The 24900-nt window shown below is 72.0% G+C and carries 25 protein-coding genes and 1 pseudogene; 9 read left to right on the forward strand and 17 right to left on the reverse strand.

Going from position 1 to position 24900, the window contains the following annotated elements; genetic code table 11:
* Nucleotides 1-10 precede the first annotated feature (10 nt).
* Nucleotides 11-799: an EI24 domain-containing protein gene (locus ACZ7FF_RS01700; RefSeq protein ID WP_470808592.1), complete on the forward strand. Its 789-nt coding sequence runs from the start codon at nt 11-13 to the stop codon at nt 797-799.
* On the opposite strand, the gene ACZ7FF_RS01705 is transcribed toward ACZ7FF_RS01700, so the two are convergent.
* The gene (locus ACZ7FF_RS01705) at nt 789-2054 is read right to left on the reverse strand and encodes a pyroglutamyl-peptidase I (RefSeq protein ID WP_470808593.1); all 1266 of its coding nucleotides are present in this window, start codon (nt 2052-2054) and stop codon (nt 789-791) included. The two genes, ACZ7FF_RS01700 and ACZ7FF_RS01705, sit on opposite strands and share 11 nt — an antisense overlap.
* A gap of 325 nt (nt 2055-2379) precedes the next feature.
* Here ACZ7FF_RS01705 and ACZ7FF_RS01710 point away from each other — a divergent pair, with 325 nt between their 5' ends.
* A complete protein-coding gene (locus ACZ7FF_RS01710; RefSeq protein ID WP_470808595.1) occupies nt 2380-2712 on the forward strand; it encodes a YrdB family protein in 333 nt (110 codons plus the stop codon).
* Between the two features lie 3 nt (nt 2713-2715).
* Here ACZ7FF_RS01710 and ACZ7FF_RS01715 read toward each other — a convergent pair.
* A pseudogene (locus tag ACZ7FF_RS01715) lies at nt 2716-3006 on the reverse strand (TetR family transcriptional regulator C-terminal domain-containing protein); the annotation flags it as partial.
* A 238-nt stretch (nt 3007-3244) separates the two neighbouring features.
* Here ACZ7FF_RS01715 and ACZ7FF_RS01720 point away from each other — a divergent pair.
* Nucleotides 3245-4153 (forward strand): hypothetical protein, encoded by a 909-nt coding sequence (locus tag ACZ7FF_RS01720; RefSeq protein WP_470808597.1) that lies wholly within the window; start codon nt 3245-3247, stop codon nt 4151-4153.
* A 15-nt stretch (nt 4154-4168) separates the two neighbouring features.
* Here ACZ7FF_RS01720 and ACZ7FF_RS01725 read toward each other — a convergent pair whose 3' ends face one another.
* Both ACZ7FF_RS01725 and ACZ7FF_RS01730 read right to left on the reverse strand, forming a co-directional pair.
* A complete protein-coding gene (locus tag ACZ7FF_RS01725; protein WP_470808599.1) occupies nt 4169-5140 on the reverse strand; it encodes an aldose epimerase family protein in 972 nt (323 codons plus the stop codon).
* 26 nt (nt 5141-5166) lie between these two features.
* Nucleotides 5167-6051 carry an SGNH/GDSL hydrolase family protein gene (locus ACZ7FF_RS01730; RefSeq protein ID WP_470808600.1) on the reverse strand — a complete coding sequence of 295 codons (885 nt, stop codon included), beginning with the start codon at nt 6049-6051 and terminating at the stop codon, nt 5167-5169.
* A 257-nt stretch (nt 6052-6308) separates the two neighbouring features.
* Here ACZ7FF_RS01730 and ACZ7FF_RS01735 point away from each other — a divergent pair, with 257 nt between their 5' ends.
* Nucleotides 6309-6803 (forward strand): DUF3145 domain-containing protein, encoded by a 495-nt coding sequence (locus tag ACZ7FF_RS01735; RefSeq protein ID WP_470808602.1) that lies wholly within the window; start codon nt 6309-6311, stop codon nt 6801-6803.
* An 88-nt stretch (nt 6804-6891) separates the two neighbouring features.
* Here ACZ7FF_RS01735 and fabF read toward each other — a convergent pair whose 3' ends face one another.
* From fabF to ACZ7FF_RS01760, 5 genes are all read right to left on the reverse strand, one after another.
* Nucleotides 6892-8154, reverse strand: a complete 1263-nt coding sequence (fabF, locus tag ACZ7FF_RS01740; RefSeq protein ID WP_470808603.1) for a beta-ketoacyl-ACP synthase II — start codon at nt 8152-8154, stop codon at nt 6892-6894.
* A 96-nt stretch (nt 8155-8250) separates the two neighbouring features.
* Nucleotides 8251-8499 carry an acyl carrier protein gene (locus ACZ7FF_RS01745; protein WP_046425089.1) on the reverse strand — a complete coding sequence of 83 codons (249 nt, stop codon included), beginning with the start codon at nt 8497-8499 and terminating at the stop codon, nt 8251-8253.
* 81 nt (nt 8500-8580) lie between these two features.
* Nucleotides 8581-9612, reverse strand: coding sequence for a beta-ketoacyl-ACP synthase 3 (locus ACZ7FF_RS01750; protein WP_470808605.1), 1032 nt, complete (start codon nt 9610-9612; stop codon nt 8581-8583).
* A gap of 10 nt (nt 9613-9622) precedes the next feature.
* A complete protein-coding gene (locus ACZ7FF_RS01755) occupies nt 9623-10540 on the reverse strand; it encodes an ACP S-malonyltransferase (RefSeq protein WP_470808606.1) in 918 nt (305 codons plus the stop codon).
* A gap of 89 nt (nt 10541-10629) precedes the next feature.
* Complete coding sequence (locus tag ACZ7FF_RS01760) at nt 10630-11835, reverse strand: PucR family transcriptional regulator (RefSeq protein ID WP_470808607.1); 1206 nt, start codon at nt 11833-11835, stop codon at nt 10630-10632.
* Between the two features lie 119 nt (nt 11836-11954).
* Between ACZ7FF_RS01760 and ACZ7FF_RS01765 the strand changes: the two genes are divergently transcribed.
* Nucleotides 11955-12608 (forward strand): pirin family protein, encoded by a 654-nt coding sequence (locus tag ACZ7FF_RS01765; protein ID WP_470809562.1) that lies wholly within the window; start codon nt 11955-11957, stop codon nt 12606-12608.
* 10 nt (nt 12609-12618) lie between these two features.
* On the opposite strand, the gene ACZ7FF_RS01770 is transcribed toward ACZ7FF_RS01765, so the two are convergent.
* Both ACZ7FF_RS01770 and ACZ7FF_RS01775 read right to left on the reverse strand, forming a co-directional pair.
* On the reverse strand, nt 12619-13440 hold the full coding sequence (locus ACZ7FF_RS01770; protein ID WP_470808608.1) for a serine hydrolase domain-containing protein: 822 nt from the start codon (nt 13438-13440) through the stop codon (nt 12619-12621).
* A gap of 19 nt (nt 13441-13459) precedes the next feature.
* Nucleotides 13460-13936, reverse strand: a complete 477-nt coding sequence (locus tag ACZ7FF_RS01775) for a GNAT family N-acetyltransferase (RefSeq protein WP_470808609.1) — start codon at nt 13934-13936, stop codon at nt 13460-13462.
* A gap of 110 nt (nt 13937-14046) precedes the next feature.
* Here ACZ7FF_RS01775 and ACZ7FF_RS01780 point away from each other — a divergent pair, with 110 nt between their 5' ends.
* Nucleotides 14047-14511: a MerR family transcriptional regulator gene (locus ACZ7FF_RS01780; protein ID WP_470808610.1), complete on the forward strand. Its 465-nt coding sequence runs from the start codon at nt 14047-14049 to the stop codon at nt 14509-14511.
* On the forward strand, nt 14508-15524 hold the full coding sequence (locus ACZ7FF_RS01785; RefSeq protein WP_470808611.1) for an aldo/keto reductase: 1017 nt from the start codon (nt 14508-14510) through the stop codon (nt 15522-15524). The genes ACZ7FF_RS01780 and ACZ7FF_RS01785 overlap by 4 nt, the downstream gene beginning before the upstream one ends.
* Before the next feature lie 28 nt (nt 15525-15552).
* Here the strand turns inward: ACZ7FF_RS01785 and ACZ7FF_RS01790 are convergent, their stop codons facing one another.
* From ACZ7FF_RS01790 to ACZ7FF_RS01800, 3 genes are all read right to left on the reverse strand, one after another.
* On the reverse strand, nt 15553-16401 hold the full coding sequence (locus tag ACZ7FF_RS01790; protein WP_470808612.1) for a DUF4429 domain-containing protein: 849 nt from the start codon (nt 16399-16401) through the stop codon (nt 15553-15555).
* Nucleotides 16402-16467: 66 nt separating this feature from the next.
* Nucleotides 16468-17685: an alpha/beta hydrolase gene (locus ACZ7FF_RS01795; protein WP_470808613.1), complete on the reverse strand. Its 1218-nt coding sequence runs from the start codon at nt 17683-17685 to the stop codon at nt 16468-16470.
* Between the two features lie 184 nt (nt 17686-17869).
* A complete protein-coding gene (locus ACZ7FF_RS01800; RefSeq protein WP_470808614.1) occupies nt 17870-18496 on the reverse strand; it encodes a TetR family transcriptional regulator in 627 nt (208 codons plus the stop codon).
* Between the two features lie 66 nt (nt 18497-18562).
* Between ACZ7FF_RS01800 and ACZ7FF_RS01805 the strand changes: the two genes are divergently transcribed.
* Both ACZ7FF_RS01805 and ACZ7FF_RS01810 read left to right on the forward strand, forming a co-directional pair.
* Nucleotides 18563-20182, forward strand: coding sequence for an MFS transporter (locus tag ACZ7FF_RS01805; RefSeq protein ID WP_470808615.1), 1620 nt, complete (start codon nt 18563-18565; stop codon nt 20180-20182).
* Between the two features lie 227 nt (nt 20183-20409).
* Entirely contained in the window at nt 20410-20715 is a 306-nt protein-coding gene (locus ACZ7FF_RS01810) for a small hydrophobic protein (protein ID WP_470809563.1), read from the forward strand.
* A gap of 17 nt (nt 20716-20732) precedes the next feature.
* On the opposite strand, the gene ACZ7FF_RS01815 is transcribed toward ACZ7FF_RS01810, so the two are convergent.
* The 3 genes from ACZ7FF_RS01815 to aceE form a co-directional block, all read right to left on the reverse strand.
* On the reverse strand, nt 20733-20903 hold the full coding sequence (locus tag ACZ7FF_RS01815; RefSeq protein ID WP_470808616.1) for a hypothetical protein: 171 nt from the start codon (nt 20901-20903) through the stop codon (nt 20733-20735).
* A gap of 210 nt (nt 20904-21113) precedes the next feature.
* The gene (locus ACZ7FF_RS01820) at nt 21114-21854 is read right to left on the reverse strand and encodes a potassium channel family protein (RefSeq protein ID WP_470808618.1); all 741 of its coding nucleotides are present in this window, start codon (nt 21852-21854) and stop codon (nt 21114-21116) included.
* A gap of 129 nt (nt 21855-21983) precedes the next feature.
* The gene (gene aceE / locus ACZ7FF_RS01825) at nt 21984-24731 is read right to left on the reverse strand and encodes a pyruvate dehydrogenase (acetyl-transferring), homodimeric type (RefSeq protein ID WP_470808620.1); all 2748 of its coding nucleotides are present in this window, start codon (nt 24729-24731) and stop codon (nt 21984-21986) included.
* Nucleotides 24732-24900: the final 169 nt, after the last annotated feature.

Below are 24900 nucleotides of genomic sequence, written 5' to 3' on the forward strand. Positions count from 1 at the left end.
AGTCCTGGCCATGCATGATCTGGGGGCGGGGTTCGGACATCTTCTCAGGGGCCAGCGCTGGGTGGCCCGGCACGGCCGCCAGTACGGCTTCGGCCTGCTGCCCGGCCTGATCACGCTGGTCCTCTACGCGGCCGCGCTGGTCGTGCTCGCCGTGTGGGGCGAGGACGCGGTCGGCTGGGCGACCCCGTTCGCGGACCACTGGTCCAGCCCCTGGCAGGGCCTGTTCCGCGGCTTCCTGACCGCCGTGCTGTTCGCCCTCGGCCTGCTGCTGGCCGTGCTCACCTTCACCGCCGTCACCCTGCTGGTCGGCCAGCCCTTCTACGAGAACCTGTCGGAGAGGGTCGACGCCGACCTGTCGCCCGACGGCACCGCCCCGCGGTCGGACCTCCCCCTCTGGCGGGAGCTGTGGACATCGGCCCGCGACAGCCTGCGGATCCTCGTCCGGGCCGGTGCGTGGGGCGTCCTGCTCTTCGCCCTCGGCCTCCTGCCCCTCGTCGGCCAGACCGTCGTACCCGTGATCGGCTTCTTCGTCACCGGCTTCTTCCTCACCGAGGAACTGGCCGCCGTGGCCCTCCAGCGCCGCGGGGTCGACCTCCGCGCCCGCCTCACCCTGCTGCGCTCCCGCAAGGCCCTGGTATGGGGCTTCGGCGCCCCCCTGGGCCTGGCCTTCCTCGTGCCCTTCGTCGCGGTGTTCCTGATGCCGGGCGCGGTCGCGGGCGCCACGCTCCTGGCCCGCGACCTGCTCGGCGAGGAGAGCGCCGCGGAGGAGACCGAGCAGGACCGGCAGGTCACCTCGTGACGAACGAGGCCTCCGCGGCCACCGTCAGGATCGACCGCACCTGGGCGACGATGTCCAGCCGGTTGCGCACGAACTCCGGATCGGTGACCGCCCCGGTCGCCGGGTCGGTGTCGCCGGCGCCGAACTGGAGCACCGGGGTGTGCACATGGCCGCCGGGCAGCGTGTCGTGCAGCCCGAGCCGGTCCCGCAGCAGCGTGGCCCGGTAGGCGATCTCGTTGGACAGGTAGTCGCCGCCGCCCCCGGCACGGGCCGTGGAGCCCGGGGTCGGGCCGTCGGGGCGTACGACGGGGGTGGTGCCCCCCGCCGGGATCTCGGTGACCTCCGTGTGGTCGTACACAGGGAACCGGCCCGTGTGCGCGGCCGCGATGGCGGCGTGGGGCAGTGTCGTGGCCGTCCACTGCGGCTGGGTGGCCGGGTCGGCGACCGGGACGGTCCCCGTCCGCGAGACGCGGTCGTTGTCCGGGAAGCCGCCCCGCCAGGCCCCGTTGGTGCGCTCGACGTCGAACCGGCCGACGCGGCCCTGGCTGACGGTCGTGAACAGGTCCACCTCGGGCAGGTACGGCCGCAGCGTCCGCTCCACCGTCCCCTCCGCGAAGTCCTGCCAGCGCACCGGGAAGACGGCCGTCTCCACGCGCGCCGGGCCCTTGGCCGTCTCGATCACCGTGCCGTCCAGCGCGAGCGCGGCCGCCCCCGAGGGGTTGGAGATGCGGATGTCCTGGTCGAGGGTGAACGGGTCGAAGCCGGTGAGGAGGATCCGCCCGAGGCGGGGGCCCGCCGGATACCGGATGTCCGTCTGCCCCCGCGAGGTCCGCTCCAGCCGGTCCAGCAGACTCCGCCGCCCGGCGTCCGTGAGCCCGAACCCGGGCTCCCAGGTCCGCACGTCACGCGTCATCGCCAGCCGCGCCCAGTACAGCGGCCGGTCGTCGTCCCGGCTCAGGTCGCCGCCCGCGGGACCGCGTCCCTGCGCCCGGTCCACGGCCCGCCGCCACAGTGCGGACCCCTCGCGCACGACGACGCCGCGGGCCTGCGCGTAGGAGCGGGCGCGGGCCAGGTCACGGCCGAACTCCGTTGTCACCCCGTCGAATCCGGAGCGCCGGAGGATCTCCTGCGGCACGGCCCGGTCGAGCCGCTGCTCCTCGACGGTGGGGGAGGGGGCCGCCGGTGCGGCGGCGGCCGTGGCGGCGGCACCGGGCGTGGACAGGCCGGCCAGCAGGGCCAGCGCGAGGACGCCGAGGCGGGCGCGTAGGGCGGTCAAGGCGGTCGGGTCCTTCCGTCGCGGTGGGGCGCGTGGTGCGGTGGACGGTGGAAGTATCCCGTGACGCGGGCGAGCCGCGCCATGGTGCCTCCGCGCGGCCGGGGGCGTGCCGTGGTGCCTCCACGCGGCCGGGGGCGTGCCGTGGTGCCTTCGCGTGGCAGCCGGGTGGTCGTGCCGTGGTGCTTCCACGCGTCCGGGGGGCCGTGCCGTGGTGTCTCCGCGAGGCCGGCGGGGCCGCGCCCGTGGTGACCCCTCGCGGTCAAGGGGCCGCGGCGGGGAGGGAATTCGTGGCGCGGGCGCCCGCCCGCGGGTGATACTGCCGCGCATGAGGACAGCGAAGGCCGCGAATCTGGGCGTGCTCTTTCTGGTCGAGCTCGGCGCGCTCGCGGCGGCCGCCTACTGGGGGCTCACCCTGGACACGTCCCTCGCCTGGCTGGTCAGTGTTCTCGCGCTGACCGTGATGGTCGCGCTGTGGTCGCTGTTCGGCTCGCCGCGGGCCAGGTTCAAGGTGCGGGGCGCGGTCCGCGTCGCCTTCGAGGTGCTCTGGTTCGGGGCCGGTGTCGTGGCGCTGTGCGCCGCCGGCGCCTACGGCTGGGCGCTCGCCCTGGCCCTGCTCTGCGCCGTCAGCAAGTCCCTGGCCGTCGCCTGGGACCAGTGACCGTCACTGAGCCGGCTCGCCCAGCAGCCGCAGGAAGTCCCGGAACGCGCCCGGCGTGTCGACCGACTCCGGGTCCAGCAGCCACTGGTACTGCAGGCCGTCCATCACGGCGACCAGCAGCGGGGCGGTGCGCTCGGGGGTGAGGCCGTTCGGCAGCCCCTCGCCGTACTCGGCGCGCAGCACCGCCGCCATGGACTCCCGGACGCGGGCGTAGCGCTCCGTGAAGTAGCCGCGGGCCGGATGGTCCTCCGTCACGCTCTCGCCGAGCAGCGCGGAGAACGTCTGGACGATCGCATGGGCGTTTGTGAAGGGTTCGTACGAGATCACCGCGAGCCGCTCGTTCGCCGACCACAGGCTGACCGCGCGGATTAACGTCTGATCCGGGACAAGTCCCCCTCGGCCGGGGACGCGTTCCCCACCAGCAGCCCCGGTCCGGGACCTGACCCCCGGACCGGGGCTCGTGCCGTCCGGGGCCGTATGGCAGACTCCCGGGCCGCGAACACCGGACACAACCGGGCACGGGGGAGACATCGTGTATCCAGGTCAGCAGCAGCAACAGCCGGGTCCCTACGGGCCGCAGTACGGCCAACAGCCGTACCCACAGCAGCCGTACCCACAGCAGCCCTACCCACCACAGCAGCAGTACCAGCCGTACCCGCCGCAGCCGTACCAGGGCCACCCGCCGCAGCAGCCGTACCCGCCCCACCAGGCGCACCAGCACCAGGCTCCGGCGCAGCAGGCCGGTGAGGGGCGCATGCGCCTCGACCCCAACCTCACCCCGGCCCAGCGCGAGCTGGCACTGAAGATCCAGGCCAAGGCCAAGCCGATGGCCTACGGCATGGTGCTCGGCCTCCCGCTCACCTTCGGCGGCCTCCACTACGGCGTCACACAGGGCCCCCTCGGCTTCGCCGGGGCGGCCGCGGGACTCGCGCTGCTCACCTTCGGCGTCTACTCGCTCCTGCAGATGCAGGGCCTCAAGCGGCAGCTGCGGCTGATCACCGCGGACGCCTGGCGCTCCCCGGCCGCGCATCTGCCCGGCGCCCGCAAGGCCGCCACCCAGGCCGCCTACCTCAACGGCCTGCTGGTCCTGCTGTCCCTGGCCGCGACCGGCTATCTGCTCTACAAGGGCGCCGGCTGGGGCGCCTACGGCAACTCCTTCGGCTTCGGCGCCCTGATGACCGCGGCCGCCCTGCCCCTCGGCATGGCGCTGGCCGCCGCGACCACCATCCCCCAGCTCCTCCGGGTGATCCCGGCGGGCGCGAAGGTCGGCCGGAGCCTGTACTCGATCATCTTCGCGCTCGCGACGACGGTGACCGGAGAGGGCGTCAAGGGCGGCGAGCCCGGCCCGATCCTGGCCGGCGGTGCCACCCTGCTCGTCTGCGGCGGCGCGATGGCCCTGCTGGGCAAGGCGGCCGGGCGCATGCGGGGCGAGCGGGCCTGACGCCCCGGCGCGGCGTCAGCGCACCGAGAAGCCGTACACCGTCTCGGAGCGGAAGACCCCGCCCGGCCGCAGCACGGTGCCCGGGAACTCCGGATGGTTCGGGGAGTCCGGGAAGTGCTGGGTCTCCAGGGCGATGCCGTCACCGGGCGCGAACGGGCCGGCCAGGTGGTCGGCGGTGTAGAGCTGGAGGCCCGGCTCGGTCGTCGCCACGGTCAGCGTCCGCCCCGAGGACGGGTCGTGCAGCTCGGCGACCTCCTCCGCCGTCCCGGTGACGCCCTTGTCCAGGACGTAGTTGTGGTCGTAGCCCGAACCGACCTTCCGGGCGGTACGGAAGTCGAACCGTGAGCCGGTCACGTCCTCCAGCGCACCCGTCGGGATCGAGTCCGCGTCGACCGGGGTGAACCGGGAAGCGGCGATCCGCAGTTCGTGGCCGCCCGCATGACCCGAGCCGGCCAGGTTGAAGTAGCTGTGGTTGGTGAGGTTGATCACCGTCGGCTCGTCCGTCACCGCCTCGTACGCGATCCGCAGCGCACCGGTGGCGTCCAGCGTGTAGGTCGCCGACAGCTCCAGCCGGCCCGGGAAGCCCTCCTCGCCGTGCGGGCTCACCCGGCTCAGCCGCACCCCGTGGTCGACGGGCTCCGCGTCCCACACCCGCTTGTCGAAGCCGCGCACGCCGCCGTGCAGCGAGTTCGTGCCCTCGTTGGGCTCCAAGGCGTAGACCAGGCCGTCCAGCGGGAAGCGGGCGCGCGCGATCCGGTTGGCGTAGCGGCCGACCAGAGCGCCGAGGTACGGCTCCGGGTGCGCGAGATAGCCGTCCACACCGGCGAACCCCAGCACCACGTCAGCCGTCCGGCCCGCCCGGTCCGGGACCTCCACCGACCGCACGATCCCGCCGTACGTCAGGACCTCCACCCGTGTCCCGGCACGCTCCAGGATCCAGCGGTGGACCCCGGAGCCGTCGGGAAGGGTGCCGAAGAGTTCGCTCATGCGCAAGACCCTAGGCGAGCAGTGCCCTAGGCCCCCGGATCCCGGGCCGTGATCGTCCGGTACGCGATCGCCGCGAGCCGCGCCTGGCCGTCCTTGCTGGGGTGGAACCAGTCCCAGCGGCTGAGCTGGTCGGTGCCGAACCGGAAGTCGTAGACCGCGTTGCCGTCGAAGCGGCAGCGGCTGTCCCTGGCGCAGACCTCCTTCAGCACCGCGTTGTAGTCCTCCACCCGCCGCTGCACCCGCTCCCGGCGGGTGGTCGCGGCCCTGCCCAGGTCGTCGGCGTCCCCCAGCATCGAGGGGCAGATGCCGAGCTTCCAGACCTCCTTGCCCAGCGGATTGGTGCGGCCCTGCGACCACAGCCGCTTCAGGTTCGGCACGCTCGCCACGTACACCTGCGTCCTCGGCAGCGCCTCGCGCAGGGTGCGCAGCGCCTCCTCGAAGTCCGCGCGGAAGCCGGCCACCGAGGTCATCGCGCGCGCCGAGGACCGGCAGGCGTCGTTCGCGCCCACCATCACCGTCACCAGCTCCGGGTGCCGGGTGGCGGCCTGCGCCATCTGCTCCGGCAGGTCGGCGACCCGGGCCCCGGTCTCCGCGTAGTTCCAGCTGCGCCGGGCCGCACCGGTCACCCCGAGCAGCCGCACCGCCAGGCTGTCCACCTGGGCGTCGCTGCCCGTCGCCCAGGACACCTCGGGGCAGTCCGACAGCACCGTGCACGCGTCGAAGCCGCGGGTGATGGAGTCGCCGACCGCGGCGATCGAGGCCGGGCTGCGGTTCCACACGGGAGCCCCGGCGGCCCGCGCCTTCGTGGCCTTCGGCGCGGGCGAACTCCCGGCGTCGCACCCGGCGGCGCCCAGCACGGCCGCCGCCACGACGGCAAGGGCGGCCCGCGCACGGTGGCTTCGCTTCCGCATTCCTGCTGTTCTCCTCGCTCGACGGTCCGGTGCTCCCTCCCATGACAACGTGCGAGGGTTCCCGGTCCGGGCCGGTGGGAACGGACCGACCCCGTACAAGCGTCCCCCTGGGTGAATGGCGGCGGTTTCCTGGCACCGGGACCGACGGTACGTCACACTCCTTGCCGCGTCGCAGGGTAGCCTCGCCATCAACGCGGCCGTCGCGCCACTGCCGCCCAGCCAGTCCGCAAGATGTCCCGCTCTGCCCGGAGGTTCCGGTGACGACACGTGGAGTTCTGTACGTGCACTCCGCGCCGCGCGCGCTGTGCCCGCACGTCGAGTGGGCCGTCGCCGGGGTGCTCGGCACGCGCGTCAACCTCGACTGGATCCGGCAGCCCGCGGCCCCCGGCACCTGGCGCTCGGAGTTCTCCTGGAAGGGCGAGGCGGGCACCGCCTCCAAGCTCGCGTCGGCGCTGCGCGGCTGGCACCTGCTCCGCTTCGAGGTCACCGCCGAGCCCTGCCCGACCGCCGAGGGCGAGCGCTACAGCTGCACCCCCGACCTCGGCATCTTCCACGCCGTCACCGGTATCCACGGCGACATCCTCATCCCGGAGGACCGCCTGCGCGCGGCCCTGACGCGGTCCCAGCGCGGCGAGACCGACCTGGAGGCGGAGATCGCCAGACTCCTCGGCAAGCCGTGGGACGACGAACTGGAGCCGTTCCGCTACGCGGGCGAGGGAGCACCGGTGCGCTGGCTGCACCAGGTGGTCTGAGACAGGGTCTGCGGCGGGCGTCCGGAGCAGGCGCAGCCGCTACGCGAAAGGGCCCCCACCAGCCGGTGGGGGCCCTTCTCACACGTTCTCAGACGCTCCGGAACGCCAGCACCACGTTGTGGCCGCCGAAGCCGAACGAGTCGTTCAGCGCGGCGATGCGCCCCTCGGGCAGCTGACGCGCCTCGCCGGTCACCACGTCCGCGTTGACCTCGGGGTCGAGGCTCTCGATGTTGATGGTCGGCGGGGCCGTGCGGTTCACCAGCGCCAGGATCGACGCGACCGTCTCGATGCCGCCGGCACCGCCGAGCAGGTGACCGGTCATCGACTTGGTCGCGGAGATGGCCATGTGGTCGACGTCGTCGCCGAACACCTTCCGCAGCGCCTTGATCTCGGCCACGTCACCCTGGGGCGTCGAGGTCGCGTGCGCGTTCACGTGCACGATCTCGGCCGGCTTCAGGTCCGTGTTGTCCATCAGGTTCTGCAGCGCGTGCGCGATGCCGTTGCCCGACGGCTCCGGCTGCGTGATGTGGTGGCTGTCGGCGGAGATGCCCTGGCCGACCGCCTCGGCGTAGATCCGGGCGCCGCGGGCCTTCGCGTGCTCCTCGGACTCCAGGATGATCACGCCGGCACCCTCGCCGAGCACGAAGCCGTCACGGCCGGAGTCGTAGGGACGCGACGCGCCCTGCGGGTCGTCGTTGTTCTTGGACATCGCCATCATGTTGCCGAACGCGGCGATCGGCAGCGGGTGGATGGCGGCCTCGGTACCACCGGCCACGACCACGTCCGCACGCCCGGTGCGGATCATCTCGATCGCGTACCCGATGGCCTCCGCGCCCGAGGCGCAGGCCGAGACCGGGGTGTGCACACCGGCGCGGGCACCCAGCTCGATCCCGACGTTGGCCGCCGGGGAGTTGGGCATCAGCATCGGCACGGTGTGCGGGGAGACGCGGCGTACGCCCTTCTCCCTGAGCACGTCGTACTGGTCCAGGAGCGTGGTCACGCCACCGATGCCGGAGGCGATGACGGCACCGAGCCGGTCGGGGTTCACGGACGCGTCCTCACCGGCCTTGGCGGTGAAACCGGCGTCCTTCCAGGCCTCCTGAGCCGCGATCAGCGCGAACTGCGCCGAGCGGTCCAGCTTGCGGGCCTGCGGCCGGGGGATGATCTCGCCCGGCTCGACGGCGATCTGCGCGGCGATGCGAACCGGCAGTTCGGCCGCCCAGTCCTGGGTCAGGAGGCCGACACCGGACTTGCCGGCGACGAGGGCCTCCCAGAACGAAGCTGCGTCGCCACCCAGCGGTGTGGTTGCGCCGATACCGGTGACGACCACGGTGCGATTGGTCGGGCTCACGGGAATTCTTTCTCCAACGGATGCGGGATTCTACGGCGCCACCGCCGGGTGGCGGGGCCTTGCAGCCTGACGGCCCGTAAGGGCCTAGAGGATGGCTCAGGCCTGGTGCTTGAGGATGTAGTCGGTCGCGTCGCCGACGGTCTTGAGGTTCTTGACGTCCTCGTCCGGGATCTTCACGTCGAAGCGCTCCTCGGCGGCGACGACGACCTCGACCATGGACAGCGAGTCGACGTCCAGGTCGTCGGTGAAGGACTTGTCCAGCTGGACGTCCTCAACCGGGATGCCGGCGATCTCGTTAACAATTTCGGCGAGACCCTCGACGATCTCTTCCTGAGTGGCGGCCATGTCAGGCGCTCCTTCTTCGATGTTCCAGACGGTTTGTGGCAGTTGTCCCCCTGCCGGACCGCATGATCCGGCACGGAGTGCCTAGGGGAGGGTAACGACCGTGGCGGCGTAGACGAGACCCGCCCCGAATCCGATGACGAGCGCGGTGTCACCGCTCTTCGCCTCCCCGGTCGCCAGGAGCCGCTCCATCGCGAGCGGGATCGAGGCGGCCGAGGTGTTGCCGGTGGTGCGGATGTCACGGGCGACCGTGACATGCTCCGGCAGTTTGAGGGTCTTCACCATCGAGTCGATGATCCGCACGTTGGCCTGATGCGGGATGAAGACGTCCAGGTCGTCCGGGCTGATCCCGGCCGCGTCCAGCGCCTGCTGGGCGACCTTCGCCATCTCGAACACGGCCCAGCGGAACACCGCCTGGCCCTCCTGCGTGATCGCGGGGAACTTGACGTTGCCCTCGCTGTCGACCGGAAGCTCGGTGAGGTCGCCGATCCTGAAGCGGTCCCACGGCACGGTCTGCTTGATGGTCCCGGCCTTGTCGCCCTCGGAGCCCCACACGGTCGGGCCGATGGCCGGCTCCTGCGAGGGGCCCACGACGACCGCGCCGGCGCCGTCACCGAACAGGAAGGCCGTGGCCCGGTCCTCCAGGTCGGTCAGGTCGCTCAGTCGCTCCACGCCGATGACCAGCACGTACTCGGCGGAGCCTTCCACGACCATGCCCTTGGCGAGCGTCAGCCCGTAGCCGAAGCCCGCGCAGCCGGCCGAGATGTCGAAGGCGGCGGCCTTGTCGGTGCCGAGCTTGTCGGCGATCTCGGTGGCGACGGCCGGGGTCTGGCTGAAGTGCGAGACGGTGGAGACGACGACGGCGCCGATCTGCTCGGCGTCGATGCCGGCGTCGGCGATCGCCTTGCCGGCCGCCTCGACCGACATCGCGGCCACGGTCTCCTCGGGGCCGGCCCAGTGCCGGGTCTCGATGCCGGAGCGCGAGCGGATCCACTCGTCGGACGAGTCGATCTTCTCGAGGATCACCTCGTTGGGCACCACCCGCGTCGGCCGGTAGCCGCCGACACCGAGGATGCGCGCGTACGGGGCGCCCTTGCTGGGCTTGATCTTCGGCATGTACGGCTCCTTAGGCCCCGGCGTGCTCGGTGATGAGCGCGCGGGCCGCGTCGAGGTCGTCGGGGGTCTTCAGGGCCAGCGTCGCGACGCCGGGCAGCGCCCGCTTGGCCAGGCCGGTCAGGGTGCCGCCCGGGCACACCTCGACGAGCGCGGTGACGCCCAGCTCCTTGAACGTCTCCATGCACAGGTCCCAGCGCACCGGGTTGGCCACCTGGCCCACCAGCCGCTCCAGCACCTCGGTGCCGGACGGGACGGGCCGGCCGTCCTTGTTCGACACGTAGGTGACCTTGGGATCGGCGGGCGCCAGGTCCGCGGCGGCCTTGGCCAGCGTCTCGACCGCCGGGGCCATGTGACGGGTGTGGAAGGCGCCGGCGACCTTCAGCGGGACGACCTTGCGGACACCCTCGGGCTTGTCCTCGTTCAGCGCGGCCAGCTGCTCCAGCGTGCCCGCCGCGACGATCTGGCCCGCGCCGTTGATGTTGGCCGGGGTCAGGCCCAGCTTCTCCAGGTGTGCGACGGAGGTCTCGGGGTCGCCGCCGAGCAGTGCCGACATGCCGGTCTCGGTGATCGCGGCGGCGTGGGCCATGGCCAGACCCCGCTTGCGGACCAGGCCCAGCGCGGCGGTGTCGCCCAGGACACGCGCGAAGGCGGCGGCGGTGATCTCGCCCACACTGTGACCGGCCACGGCGTCCGGGGCGATGTCACCCAGTGCCGCGGCGGACAGGATCCCGGCGGCGACCAGCAGCGGCTGGGCCACCGCGGTGTCGCGGATGACGTCGGCGTCGGCCTGGGTGCCGAAGTGCACCAGGTCGAGGCCGATGGCGTCCGACCACGCGGCCACACGGTCCGCGGCACCGGGGAGTTCGAGCCAGGGAGTCAGGAAGCCGGGCGTCTGGGCGCCCTGGCCGGGAGCGACGAGTACGAGCACTCTCACACTCTCTCTTGGGGACGGCCACGGCCGCCCGTGGGGACAGGGACGAAGAACACGAAGGGCTTTTGTGGAGCCCCGACAAAACCCTATGCCGGGGCTTCGCCGTCGGCCAGACGCCCCAGGATGAGCGCGATCCGTAGCGTGAACGCGGATCGTACATCCGAAGGCGACCATCCGGTGACGTCTGTCACACGTCGGAGCCGGTAGCGCACGGTGTTCGGGTGAACGAAGAGCATCCGCGCCGCGCCCTCCAGGCTGCTCGCCTGTTCCAGGTAGACACTCAGGGTTTCCAGGAGTGCCGACCCGGCCTCCTCCAGCGGTCTGTAGATCTCCTCCACCAACTGCTCTCGCGCGCTCGGATCACCGGCCATCGCGCGCTCCGGCAGCAGATCGTCCGCCAGAACCGGCCGCGGCGCGTCCTGCCAGGCGGAACACGCCTTCAGCCCCGCGGCGGCGGCCTGCGCGGACCGGGTGGCCGCCAGCAGGTCGGGCACGACGGGCCCGGCGACCACCGGCCCGGCCGCGAACGGCCCGATCAGCGACCGGGCGACGGCCAGCGGATTGGGGCTGCCCCCGGCGATCACGACGAGGCGGTCGCCGAGCACCCCGGTGAGCACCTGCAGCTTCGCGTGGCGCGAGGCCCGCCGGATGGCCTCGACGGTCAGTTCGCTGTCCCCGTCGGGCGCGGTCCCGAGCACGACGCACACATGCTCCGGCGAGTTCCAGCCGAGCGCGGCGGCCCGGCTGACGGCGCCCTCGTCGGCCTCGCCGCTGAGCACGGCGTTGACCACCAGCGACTCCAGCCGCGCGTCCCAGGCACCGCGTGCCTCGGCGGCCTGGGCGTACACCTGGGCGGTGGCGAACGCGATCTCGCGCGCGTACACGAGCAGGGCCTCCCGCAGCACCCCCTCGTCCCCGGGCGCGGCCACCTCGTCGATGGCGCTCTCCATGACCTCGATGGTGGTCCGCACCATCTCCACGGTCTGGCGCAGCGTGATGGCCCGGGTCAGCTCGCGCGGGGCGGTCCCGAACACGTCCGTGGAGATCGCCTGCGGGGCGTCCGGGTGCCGGAACCACTCGGTGAAGGCCGCGATGCCCGCCTGGGCCACGAGCCCGATCCAGGAACGGTTCTCCGGGGGCATGGCCCGGTACCACGGCAGGGTCTCGTCCATCCGCGCGATGGCCTGCTGGGCGAGACTCCCGGAGGACTTCTCCAGCCGCTTCAGGGTCGCGGAGTGCGGGTGGACGTCGCGTGCTGCGAGTTCGCTGCGGTGGGATTCGGGTTCGGGCACGGGGACAAGACTGCCTTATCCGGACGGGACCGTGCGTAGCCGGGTCACGGCCGAGGTGCGCCGGAGCACCCCGGGCGGCCTGCGGAGGGCTCGGCGCGCGGTCTACGGTGGTGCCCGTGATGGACGTTCGGCGCGCCGGTGAGCGCTATCGCGGAGGGGACCCGCAGGCCGGGATCGAATCCCGCCACGCCTTCTCCTTCGGCCCGCACTACGACCCCGGCAACCTGCGGTTCGGCGCGGTGATCGCCTGCAACGAGGAGCGGCTCGCGCCCGGCGCCGGCTTCGGCGAGCACCCGCACAGCCACACCGAGATCGTCACCTGGGTGATCGAGGGCGAGCTGACCCACCGCGACTCCGCGGGCCACGAGACCCGGGTGGGCCCCGGCGACGTCCAGCACCTCAGCGCGGCGGCGGGCGTCCGCCATGTGGAACGCAACGACGGCTCCGCCCCGCTGGCCTTCCTGCAGATGTGGCTGGCCCCCCGCCGGCCCGGCGGCGAGCCCTCCTACGAGATCGTCCGCGGCATCGCCGACGCCACCCCGTACGCCCTGCCGGAGGCAGGCGCCATGCTCCACGTCCGCCGCCTGGCCCCGGGCGAGCGCACGGCCGTCCCGGACGCGGCGCACGTGTACGTCCATGTCGTGCGGGGACGGGTGTCGCTGGCGGGGGAGACCCTCGGACCGGGCGACGCGGCCCGGCTCACCGACGCGGAGGGCGTGGCGGCGGTCGCCGCCGTCGCGACGGAGCTGCTGATGTGGGAGATGGCGCCGTAGCGCTCGGGCGTCAGCCCCGCAGTTCCGCGAGGACCGCGTCCGTGAAGGCCGGCCACGCCTCGGCCGCCCAGGGCCCGAAAGCCCGGTCGGTGAGGGCGGTCCCGGCGACCCCCGCGTCCGGGTCGATCCACACGAACGTGCCGGACTGCCCGAAGTGCCCGAAGGTCCGCGGCGACGACGAGCAACCCGTCCAGTGCGGGGACTTGCCGTCGCGGATCTCGAACCCCAGCCCCCAGTCGTTCGGGTTCTGGTGGCCGTAGCCCGGCAGCACCCCCTTCGTCCCCGGGTACTGGACCGTCATCGCCTCCGCCACCGTCCGCGGGTCCAGCAGCCGGGGCGCCTGCACCTCCGCCGCGAACCGCAGCAGGTCCTCGACCGTGGACACGCCGTCCTTGGCGGGCGAGCCCTCCAGCGACGTGGCCGTCATGCCCAGCGGCTCCAGCACCGCCTGCCGCAGGTACTCGGCGAACGGGATGTCGGTGGCCTTGGCGACGTGGTCGCCGAGCTGCTCGAACCCGGCGTTGGAGTACAGCCGCCGCTCCCCGGCGGGCGCCATCACCCGGTGCTCGTCGAAGGCCAGCCCGGAGGTGTGCGCGAGCAGATGGCGGACCGTCGCGCCGGGCGGACCGGCCGGTTCGTCCAGCTCGATCGCGCCCTCCTCGTACGCGACCAGCACCGCGTAGGCGGCCAGCGGCTTGGTGACCGAGGCGAGCGGGAAGCGGTGCCCGACGGGGCCGTGCGTCCCGAGGACGCTCCCGTCGGCTCGTACGACACCCGCCGCCGCCAGGGGCACGGGCCAGTTCTCGATCGAGGCCAGGCTGTTCAACGACATGCCGCCGAGCCTATGCGGCTCACAGCAGCAGCCGCATCGACGGGTCGGGATCCCGGGTGAACCCGAGGGCCGCGTACAGCGGCTCGGCCTGCGGCGCGGCGTTCAGCAGCACATGACCCGCGCCCCGCTCCCGGAACCAGGCCAGCAGCGCCTCCATGCACGCCCGCGCGTACCCGCGCCGCCGGGCGTCCGGGTCGGTCGCGACGCTGAAGACGTGCCCGACCCGTCCGTGCGGATTGCCGGCCTTGCCGATGCGGTACTCCATCGTCCCGGCCACCAGCGCGGCCAGCGACCCCGGGCGGTCCGGGTGGTCCACGACGAAGGCGGCGAAGCCGCCGTCCGGCGCGGTAAGCCGCTCCCGCAGCGTCGGCAGGGACTCGGCGTGCCAGTCCGTGGGGCCGCCGGCCCCCGCGCTCCACAGGGAGTCGATCATGACCTGGCGCAGCCGCAGCACTTCTTCGGCATCCTCGGGCACGGCCCGGCGTGCAAGACTCATGCGCCGCACGCTAACCATCCGGCCCGGGTCCCGTCCCGCGGATTTCTTACGGATCTTTCTTACCGGATCCGCTTGCTTGGAGTGCACTCGAAGGTCATAGCGTGGAGGCCATGACGGTGATGCAGTCCACGCCAACGGCCACGGGGCGGACCAGCCCCGCCGACATCTGCTCCGCCCCACCGCCGCGCCACCCCCGCCCCGACGGCGAGGACCGCTACACGATCAGCGAGGTCGTCGCCTGTACCGGCCTGACCGCGCACACGCTGCGCTGGTACGAGCGGATCGGGCTGATGCCGCACGTCGACCGCTCGCACACCGGCCAGCGCCGCTACAGCAACCGCGACCTGGACTGGCTGTCCTTCGTGACCAAGCTGCGGCTGACCGGCATGCCGGTGGCGGACATGGTCCGGTACGCGGAGCTGGTGCGCGAGGGGGAGAGCACCTACGGGGAACGCCGGGCGCTGCTGGAGGCGACGCGCCGGGACGTGCTCGGCCGGATCGCGGAACTGCAGGACACGCTCGCCGTCCTCGACCGCAAGATCAGCTTTTACGCCACGGAGGGGACCACTCGATGACCGACGCCAGGATTCCGACGGCACGCCTCGGTACGCGGGGGCCGCAGGTCGGTTCGCAGGGGCTCGGCTGCATGGGGATGAGCTTCGGATACGGCCCCACGGACACCGACGAGGCGCGCGCGGCGCTGGAGCGGGCGCTGGAACTCGGCGTCACGCTCTACGACACCGCCGACGCGTACGGCGCCGGTGAGAACGAGCGCTTCCTCGCCCCGTTCTTCCGGGCCCACCGGGACGAGGTGGTCATCGCCACCAAGTTCGCCCTGGCCATCCCGCCGGACGAGCCGACGAAGCGGATCATCCGCAACGACGCGCCCTACATCCGCGAGGCCGTCGAGGCCAGCCTGAAGCGGCTCGACGTCGATGTGATCGACCTCTACTACATGCACCGCCGCGATGTGAACGTCCCCGTCGAGGAGACGGTCGGGACGATGGCGGAACTGGTCGCCGAGGGCAAGGTCAAGCACCTGGGCCTGAGCGAGGTCACCGCCGACGAGCTGCGCGCCGCGCACGCCGTCCACCCGATCGCCGCCGTGCAGTCGGAGTGGTCGCTGTTCAGCCGGGACATCGAGGCCCGGGTGGTGCCCGCCGCGCGGGACCTGGGCGTCGCCCTGGTGCCGTACTCGCCGCTGGGCCGGGGCTTCCTCACCGGCGCGTTCGCCAACGCCGACCAGGACCTCACGGCCGGTGACTTCCGCCGCCAGCAGCCGCGCTACACCGGCGACAACGCGGCCGCCAACCAGGCCCTGCTCCAGCCGCTCCGCGCGATCGCCGAGGCGCACGGCGCCACCCCCGGCCAGATCGCCCTGGCCTGGGTCCAGCAACGGGCGGCGATCGACGGCCTGACCGTGGTCTCCATCCCGGGCACCCGCAGGGCGGCCCGGGTGGAGGAGAACGTGGCGGCCACCCGGATCATCCTGACGGACCGGGAGCTGGACCTGCTGGAGCCGCTCGCGGGCAAGGTGGCGGGTGACCGCTACGCCGACATGACCTTCGCCTCGGGCGGCAGGGAGTGACGGGCGGGCGGTGAGGCACCGCCGGTGACTACAGCTCCGCCAGCAACTCGGCCTTCTTGCTGGAGAACTCCTCGTCGGTGACCAGCCCGGCCTGGTGGAGTTCCCCGAGATGCCGGATCCGCTCGGCGATGTCGGCGGGGTCGCGGCGCGACGGGGCCGGTACCACGGGTACCGGCCCACGTGCCCGTACGGCGGCCAGCACGGCCGCGGCGAACGGCAGCGACTCGTGCACCGGCCCGTACCCGAGCCCGAAGACCACGGCCGCCGGGTCCTGGTCCGGCTGCGCGGAGCCCGCCGGGTCGGCCGAGCGCCGCAGCAGCCGCAGGTGTCCCTCGTACACCTCCGGCGAGCGCCACTCCACCCCGCTCAGCTCGGTGACCGGGTAACTCTGGTCGCCTGCCTTCCACTTGGTGGAGGACGCGCCGGTCCACGACCAGCGGAACCGCACGGACGTCCCGTCGAAGGACGCCTTCCCGTCGTAGGCCTTGAAGTGCAGCGGCGCCTCGGGCGCGGCCACCAGGTACTCGTCCGCGGGACCGGTCCCGGTCCGCAGCTTCCTCAACTCGTCGGCGTAGTAGCCGGCGAGGGTCTCCCGCTCGGCCGGCACGACCAGCCGGTAGGGGTCGGAGCCCTCCTTCAGCTGCCCGTCCGCCGCCTCCATCAGCGGGTCGGCGCCGGGGCGGAGCACCAGCCGCAGCGCCACGCTGCCGCGCCTGCCCGTGGTGAGCGTCACATCCTGCAGCGCGGACAGCGGGATCCGCCGCTCCGAGAGCGCCTGGAACAACTTCGGTGTTCGAATCCCCCGTTCGTAGCGGATGAGCACGGAGTCGGACTCGAACTCCCAGACGGCATGAAATCCCGCCAGTACGTCACCCATGCGGCTCATCGTATGCGGCACGTGCTCCTCCGTCGCCACCCGCGCAGACCGCACTTCCTGCTGTTTCTACGCGCGTCCGGCCGTCGTCGTGCCGGGTAGACCGGCCCGGCACACATCGTTCTCACGGGCGCACGTCACCGCGCCGTACGCGCCCGTGCCGATGTCCGCGAGGTTGCGCAGGCTGTCCGTGCCCGGCTGGAAGTAGCCGGCGTGGCCCTGCGCGTCGTGCGCCGACAGCACCCGCGCGCCGAAGTCCGGGGCGACCGGGTCGGCGCCGTGCCCGAGCCCGCCCAGCTCCAGGTACGGCACGTCCTGGATCCAGTCGGTGGCGTCCCGCATGGCCCACACCCGGGCCGTCGTGTCCAGGTGGGAGGCGTCGGAGACCCGCATGCCGGGGCTCGCGGCCACCGCTATGTCGGCCACCCGGCGGGGCATGCCGGGCGCGGCCACCCCGCAGACCACGGAGCCGTAGCTGTGGCAGAACATCGAGACCGGGGCGCGGCCGGGCAGGGCCCGCAACAGCGCGTTCAGGCGCAGGGAGCCCTCCGCGGCGCGTGCTCCGGTGGCCGCGTCCACGCCGAGGCCGTCGGGGGCGGTGTAGTCGGCCCAGGCGATCACGGCCGTGCGGACCGAGGGGCTCGCCGCGCGCTCGGCCGCGTACAGCGCCCTGGCCATGCCGACCGGGGCGGTGTACTGGCGGTTCGTCTTCTGGAAGGTGAGCAGGTCGGTGTCGACACCGGGGACGATCACCGAGATCCGCTGTGCGGCGGAGAGGTTTCCGAACACCTCGGCGATCCGGCCCGTGCCCTCGGGATCGAAGGCCAGGATGTGCCGGCCGGGGGTCAGCAGCGCCTCGTAGCGGTGCATGCGGCGGCCCGCGTCCTGCTGTCCGGCCGCGCTCAGCCGGTTGTCGTGCATGCGCTTCAGCTCGACCTTGCGCTCCTGCTCCAGGGCGATGCGGTTCGCCTTGTAGCGCAGGGTGACCGGGGCGCCGTTCATGTTGCCGACCGCGAGGGGGTAGCGGTGGGCGAGGTCGTCGCGGTCCCGCGGGGTGAGCGACGCGAAGAACCCGGTGAGCCGCGCCGAGCCGCCCTCGGGGTCCGGGAGGCGGGCGCCGTGGAGGCTGTCGTGCTCCCACTCGGCGAGCGAGGCCTGCAGCGCGGACGGCTCCCGGTGGGTGTGCAGAGCGGTCCAGCCGGTTGTCGCGAGCATCACGAACACGACGGACAGCGCCAGCAGTGCGCGCCACACGTTGAGTTGCGGGGAGGTGTCGAAGGAAGTCACTGGGAGGACACACTAGGAGAACGAGAGGGTCTCGTGGTAACCGAGTGGCAGGGATCACGTTTCGGCAAATCTCGAACGCTCTGTGAACGATCTTTCGAACACCCGGGCGTTCATCTGCCCGACGCCGCGCGGACGATCAGCCGCCGCCCGCCCCGGACATCCGCCGGCCGCTGGGCCAACGCGCTCAGGCGGTCCGCCAGTTGCCCGTGAGGGCCGAACCCACCTGGTCGAGGTGCGACGCGGTGAGCGTCCGGACCGCCTCCACGCTGAAGTCCTCACCCGTGCACCACTGCCGCTCGGTGACCCTTATCACTCCGCCGAACACGGCCACGGCCAGCCGCGGACGCGGGTCCGTGTCCACGTCGACACCCTCCCGCTCGGCCAGCAGCCGCGCGATGGTCTCCTCGGTCGCCGCCGAGCGGCGCAGGTGGGCGGCGAGCAGCGCGGGCGTCGACTCGATCGTCCGGTACATGCGTACGTACAGCTCGACCGGCACCGCCGACTCGACGGTCTCGCGGATCGCGTCCCACCCCTCCAGCACCGCCTGGCGCAGCGCCTCCATCGGGGCCTCGTGCGGCGGACGCGCGCGCACGGCCTCGACGAAGTGGGCCTCCGTCATCTCCTGCACCGCGAAGGCCGCGTCCTCCTTGCCCGCGAAGTAGCGGAAGAAGGTCCGCTGCGAGACCTCGCAGGCCCCGGCGATCTCGTCGACGGTGGTGTGCTCGTAACCCTGGGTGGTGAACAGTTCGAGGGCGGCCCGCAGCAGGGCCTCCCGGGTGCGCTGTTTCTTGCGTTCGCGCAGTGTTTCCATACCTGTCAGTTACTGACTTGTGAAATGGTTTGTCAATTGTCAGCAGCTGTCACTAGCCTCGCACGCATGACTAGTCAGACCACCATCGACACGACGGGATCGGGGGACGGAGCCGCCGCGGCCGACGCGGAGCGGGTCCCGGCCGCGGGGCTGCGCGGCCATCCGTGGCTCACCCTGATCACCGTGGCCGTGGGGGTCATGATGGTGGCCCTGGACGGCACCATCGTGGCCATCGCCAACCCGGCCATCCGGGACCACCTGCACGCGACGTTCGCCGACGTGCAGTGGATCACCAACGCCTACTTCCTCGCCCTCGCGGTCACGCTGATCACCGCGGGCAAGCTCGGTGACCGCTTCGGCCACCGCCAGACCTTCCTCATCGGCGTGACCGGCTTCGCCGCCGCCTCCGGTGCCATCGGCCTGTCGAACAGCATCGTCGCCGTGGTCACCTTCCGGGTCTTCCAGGGCCTGTTCGGCGCCCTGCTGATGCCGGCCGCGCTCGGCCTGCTGCGGGCCACGTTCCCGGCCGAGAAGCTCAACATGGCCATCGGCATCTGGGGCATGGTGATCGGCGCCTCCACCGCGGGCGGCCCGATCCTCGGCGGTGTCCTGGTCCAGCACGTCAACTGGCAGTCGGTGTTCTTCATCAACGTGCCCGTCGGCGCGCTCGCCCTGCTCCTGGGCCTGCTGATCCTGCTCGACCACCGTGCCGAGAACGCCCCGCGCTCCTTCGACATCCTGGGCATCGCCCTGCTGTCCGGCGCGATGTTCTGCCTGGTCTGGGCCCTCATCAAGGCTCCGGCGTGGGGCTGGGGCGACGGCAGGACCTGGCTGTTCATCGTCCTGTCGGTGGTGCTGTTCGCGCTGTTCGCGTTCTGGGAGACCAGGGTCGCGGAACCGCTGATCCCGCTGAGCCTGTTCCGCTCGGTCCCGCTGTCCGCCGGTGTGGTCCTGATGGTCCTGATGGCCATCGCCTTCATGGGCGGCCTGTTCTTCGTGACCTTCTACCTGCAGAACGTCCACGGCATGACCCCGGTGAACGCGGGCCTGCACCTGCTGCCGCTCACCGGCATGATGATCGTCGGCTCCCCGCTGGCCGGCGCCGCGATCACCAAGCTCGGCCCGCGCATCCCGCTGGCCGGCGGCATGGCCGCGACCGCGATCGCCATGTACGGCATGTCGACGCTGCAGGCCGGCACCGGCAGCGGTGTGATGTCGGTCTGGTTCGCCCTGCTCGGCCTCGGTCTCGCGCCGGTCATGGTCGGCGCCACCGAGGTCATCGTCGGCAACGCCCCGATGGAGCTGTCCGGTGTGGCCGGCGGTCTCCAGCAGGCGGCCATGCAGATCGGCGGCAGCCTCGGCACCGCGGTGCTGGGCGCCGTGATGGCCTCCAAGGTCGACGGCGACCTGCCGGGCAACTGGACGCGGGCCGGCCTGCCTCCGCTGACCCAGGGTCAGCTGGACAAGGCCTCCGAGGCGGTCCAGGTCGGTGTGGCGCCGGTGACGAAGGGGATGCCGGAGCAGATCGTCGCGAAGATCACGGACGTCGCGCACCACACCTTCATCTCCGGGATGAGCCTCGCCTCCCTCGTCGCGGCGGGCGTGGCGGCGGTCGCGGTCCTCGTCGCGCTGCTCACCAAGCGGGGCGAGAACGCGGAGGCGGGCGCGGGCGTGGGCCACATCTGACCCGCGCCCCCGGGCGGGATTCGCCCATCAGGGTGACCGGCCCGGGGACCGCTCGCGCCCGGCGGGCGCCCCAGGTCACAGTGGGTCAAGCCCTCCGCAGGACATGGGAGGACGCCGGGCCGCGGCGCGCGCTGCTGGAGGGGGGCAGCGTGCGCAGGTCTGCCGGCGCGGAACCGGGGTACCCGCACACCGAAGCCGAACTGTCCACAGACCTCAGGGAGTTGATGATGGCTGGCTTCGGACACGGTACGCGCGGGTACCCCCGGTCACGTGGCCGGACGTGGCAACGGACCGGGCCGGACCGCGCGACGCTGGGGATCATCGGCACCATCTGCGCCGTCGCGGGCTTCTTCGCCCTCGGTATCGTCCTCGGACCGGTGGCGATGTTCTGCGGCTGGCAGTCCATGGGCCGCACATGGTCCAACGACCGCAACATCCCGGCGCTGGTGGCGCTGATCCTGGGTGCCATCGACACGTTGCTCGCCATCATCGCCCTGGCGGGCGCGGCCACCTGGGGCCACGGGCTGCTCTGAGCCCCTTCCGGGCCGGCCTACGGGACGATGCGGGCGACCGCACCGTCCTCGGGGTCCCCGTACTCGGCGATCAGCTGCGCGTCGCTCATGCGGTCGGTCTCCGCGCTGCGCTGGACGGGGAAGATCACGCGGACGTCCTTGTCGGTCCAGTACTCGACGACGCGGAGCGTTTCGGTGGCTCGGCTCATGGTGGTGCTCCCTTGTGGCGGGTGGGGTTCAGGGTGCGAGCCGGGCACCACGAGGGTCAAGAGGAATTGGGGCTTCCATTTCGCCGGGTGGCGGCGTAGTTTCCGGTTACCCCGCGTCGGCGCCCTCCGGGACGTCGGTCCGCAGTTCCCGGGTTGGCGGGCCACGCGGGGGCCAACTTCCCTGTCCGTACCAGACGCCGGGCGGCCGGCTCAGCGCGGCTGCTCCTCCCGTGCCGCGAGCCGCGCCACCTCGGCGCGCAGCAGCCGGACCTCCTCGGTCAGCGAGGCGATCGCCTCCGTCTGCCGCCGCTCCTCCACGTCGTCCTTCTCGAACCGGGCGATGAACCAGGCGGCGATGTTCGCGGTGACCACACCCAGCAGCGCGATGCCGGACAGCATCAGCCCGACCGCGATCATCCGGCCGAGCCCGGTGGTCGGCGCGTGGTCGCCGTACCCCACCGTGGTCATCGTCGTGAACGACCACCACACCGCGTCACCCAGCGTCCGGATGTTCCCGTTCGGCGAGTCCCGTTCCACGGAGAGCACCGCCAGCGAGCCGAACATCAGCAGCCCGATCACCGCGCCGCCGACGTACGTCGTCAGCCGGATCTGTGAGGCCATCCGGGCCCGGCGCCCCACCAGCAGCAGCGTCGACACCATCCGCAGCAGCCGCAGCGGCTGCAGGAGCGGCAGCACCACCGCGCACAGGTCCATCCAGTGCGTGCGCACGAACTCCCGGCGCCGCCCGGTGAGCGCCAGCCGCATCAGGTAGTCCACGGCGAACGCGCCCCACACCACCCACTCGGTGACCGTGCAGACGAGCGTCAGGGCCGGGGGCGCGGGGTTCGCCACGATCGGCACGGCATAGGCGACGGCGAACGCCACCGCCAGCGCCAGCAAAGGCCGTTGGGTACGTCCTTCCCAACGCGCCTGTGCCGACTGGTTCTTCATGCCCGCATCGTAAGCACGCGTTCCCGAAGGGGCGCGGGGGAACCGCGCGCCCAGCCCCCACGCACCCGCACCCGGCAACCGACCCGCAGCCCCCGCCCGGTCACCGTCGGCGAAGGCCGAGCGCAGCGGCTACGCGTCGCCGCCCGCCGCGCCCGGGTCCGCCGCCGAGACGTCCAGCAGCCGGTACCGGTCGATGGCCTGCTTCAGCGCGGACCGGTCGACCTTGCCCTCCCTGGCCAGCTCGGTCAGCACCGCGACCACGATCGACTGGGCGTCGATGTGGAAGAAGCGGCGCGCCGCGCCCCGGGTGTCCGCGAAGCCGAAGCCGTCCGCACCGAGCGACTGGTACGTGCCCGGCACCCACCGCGCGATCTGGTCCGGGACCGAGCGCATCCAGTCCGACACCGCCACGAACGGGCCCTCGGCGGTGCCGAGCTTGCGCGTCACGTACGGCACCCGCTGCTCCTCCTCGGGGTGCAGCAGGTTGTGCTCCTCGCACTCCACGGCCTCGCGCCGCAGCTCGTTCCAGGAGGTCGCGGACCAGACGCCCGCCTTCACGTTCCACTCCTCGGCGAGGATCCGCTGGGCCTCCAGGGCCCACGGGACCGCGACACCGGACGCCATGATCTGCGCGGGGACCGAGCCTCCGGCGCCCTCGCTGATCCGGTGGACGCCCCTGACGATGCCCTCCACGTCCACGTCCGCGGGCTCGGCCGGGTGCTGGATGGGCTCGTTGTAGACGGTCAGGTAGTAGAAGACGTCCTCGCCGTGCGGGTGCTCTGCCGAGCCGCCGTACATCCGGCGCAGGCCGTCCTGCACGATGTGCGCGATCTCGTACGCGTAGGCCGGGTCGTAGGCCACGCACGCGGGGTTGGTGGAGGCGAGCAGCTGCGAGTGGCCGTCCGCGTGCTGGAGACCCTCACCGGTCAGGGTCGTACGACCGGCGGTCGCGCCCAGCACGAAACCGCGCGCCAGCTGGTCGGCCATCTGCCAGAACTGGTCACCCGTGCGCTGGAATCCGAACATCGAGTAGAAGACGTACACCGGGATCAGCGGCTCGCCGTGCGTGGCGTACGCCGAGCCGGCCGCGATCAGGGAGGCCGTGCAGCCCGCCTCGGAGATGCCGTCGTGCAGCATCTGGCCGGTCGGCGACTCCTTGTAGGCCAGGAGCAGCTCCCGGTCCACCGACTCGTACTGCTGACCGAGCGGGTTGTAGATCTTCGCGCTCGGGAAGAAGGAGTCCATGCCGAACGTGCGGTACTCGTCCGGCGCGATCAGCACGAACCGCCTGCCGATCTCCTTGTCCCGCATGAGGTCCTTCAGGAGGCGCACAAAGGCCATCGTCGTCGCGATGGACTGCTGGCCCGTCCCCTTCTTCACGGTCGCGTACGCCTTGTCGTCCGGCAGCCGGAGCGGCTCGGACCGCACGACGCGCGTCGGGACGTACCCGCCGCACTGCTTGCGCATGTCGTGCATGTACTGGATCTCCTCCGTGTTCCGCCCCGGGTGGTAGTACGGAGGCAGGCCGGACTCCAGCTCGTGGTCGGTGATCGGCAGGTGCAGCCGGTCGCGGAAGCGCTTGAGGTCGTCGACCGTCAGCTTCTTCATCTGGTGCGTGGCGTTGCGGCCCTCGAAGTTCGGGCCCAGCGTCCAGCCCTTGACCGTCTTGGCCAGGATGACCGTCGGCTGGCCCTTGTGCTCCTTGGCCGCCTTGAACGCCGCGTAGATCTTGCGGTGGTCGTGGCCGCCGCGGCCCAGGTGCAGGATCTGGTCGTCGGTCATGTTCTCGACCATCGCGCGCAGCCTGCGGTCGTCGCCGAAGAAGTGCTCGCGGATGTAGGAGCCCGACTCGGTGGCGTACGTCTGGAACTGCCCGTCGGGGGTCATGTTCATCTTGTTGACGAGGATGCCGTCCCGGTCCTGCGCGAGCAGCGGGTCCCAGGAGCGGTCCCAGATCAGCTTGATCACGTTCCAGCCGGCGCCCCGGAAGATCGACTCCAGCTCCTGGATGATCTTGCCGTTGCCGCGCACCGGACCGTCCAGGCGCTGCAGGTTGCAGTTGACCACGAAGGTCAGGTTGTCCAGGCCCTCGCGTGCGGCGATGGACAGCTGGCCGAGCGACTCCGGCTCGTCCATCTCGCCGTCGCCGAGGAACGCCCACACGTGCGAGGCGGAGGTGTCGGCGATCCCGCGCGCCTCCATGTAGCGGTTCATCCGCGCCTGGTAGATCGCGCCCAGCGGGCCGAGGCCCATGGAGACCGTCGGGAACTCCCAGAAGTCCGGCATCGAGCGCGGGTGCGGGTAGCTGGAGAGTGCGTTCGGGTACTTCGACTTCTCCTGGCGGAAGCCGTCGAGCTGGTCGGCGCTGAGCCGGTCGAGCAGGTACGCGCGCGCGTAGATGCCGGGGGAGGCGTGGCCCTGGAAGAAGACCTGGTCGCCGCCCCTGCCGTCGTCCTTGCCGCGGAAGAAGTGGTTGAAGCCGACGTCGTAGAGCGAGGCGGAGGAGGCGAAGGTGGCGATGTGGCCGCCCACCCCGATGCCGGGGCGCTGCGCCCGCGAGACCATCACGGCCGCGTTCCAGCGGGTGGCGTTCAGGATCCGGCGCTCGATGTCCTCGTTGCCCGGGAAGAACGGCTCGCTCTTGGTGGGGATCGTGTTGACGTAGTCCGTGCTGCGCATCTCGGGCACGGCCACGCGCTTCTCGCGGGCCCGCTCGATCAGGCGGAGCATGAGGTAGCGGGCCCGCTCCCGGCCGCGCTCGTCCACGGCGGCGTCGAGGGAGTCGAGCCACTCCTGGGTCTCTTCGGGATCGAAGTCAGGAACCTGACTCGGCAGGCCGCCAATGATGATCGGGGTGCGATCGGATCCGGAAGCCACGATGTTCCTTACCTGTCGGAGGGCCACTTTTTCGCTTGTGCCTGGTGCTCGTGCCTACTGCTCGTGCCTGCGCCGTTCCCCATCGTGTACCTCGTGAAGACGTACCTCATCTCCACCGGCGGTAACCGGGGCACACGGCCGGTCAAAACGCAACGATACGCCCGGGGTG

Source organism: Streptomyces sp. NPDC037126 (assembly GCF_055605965.1).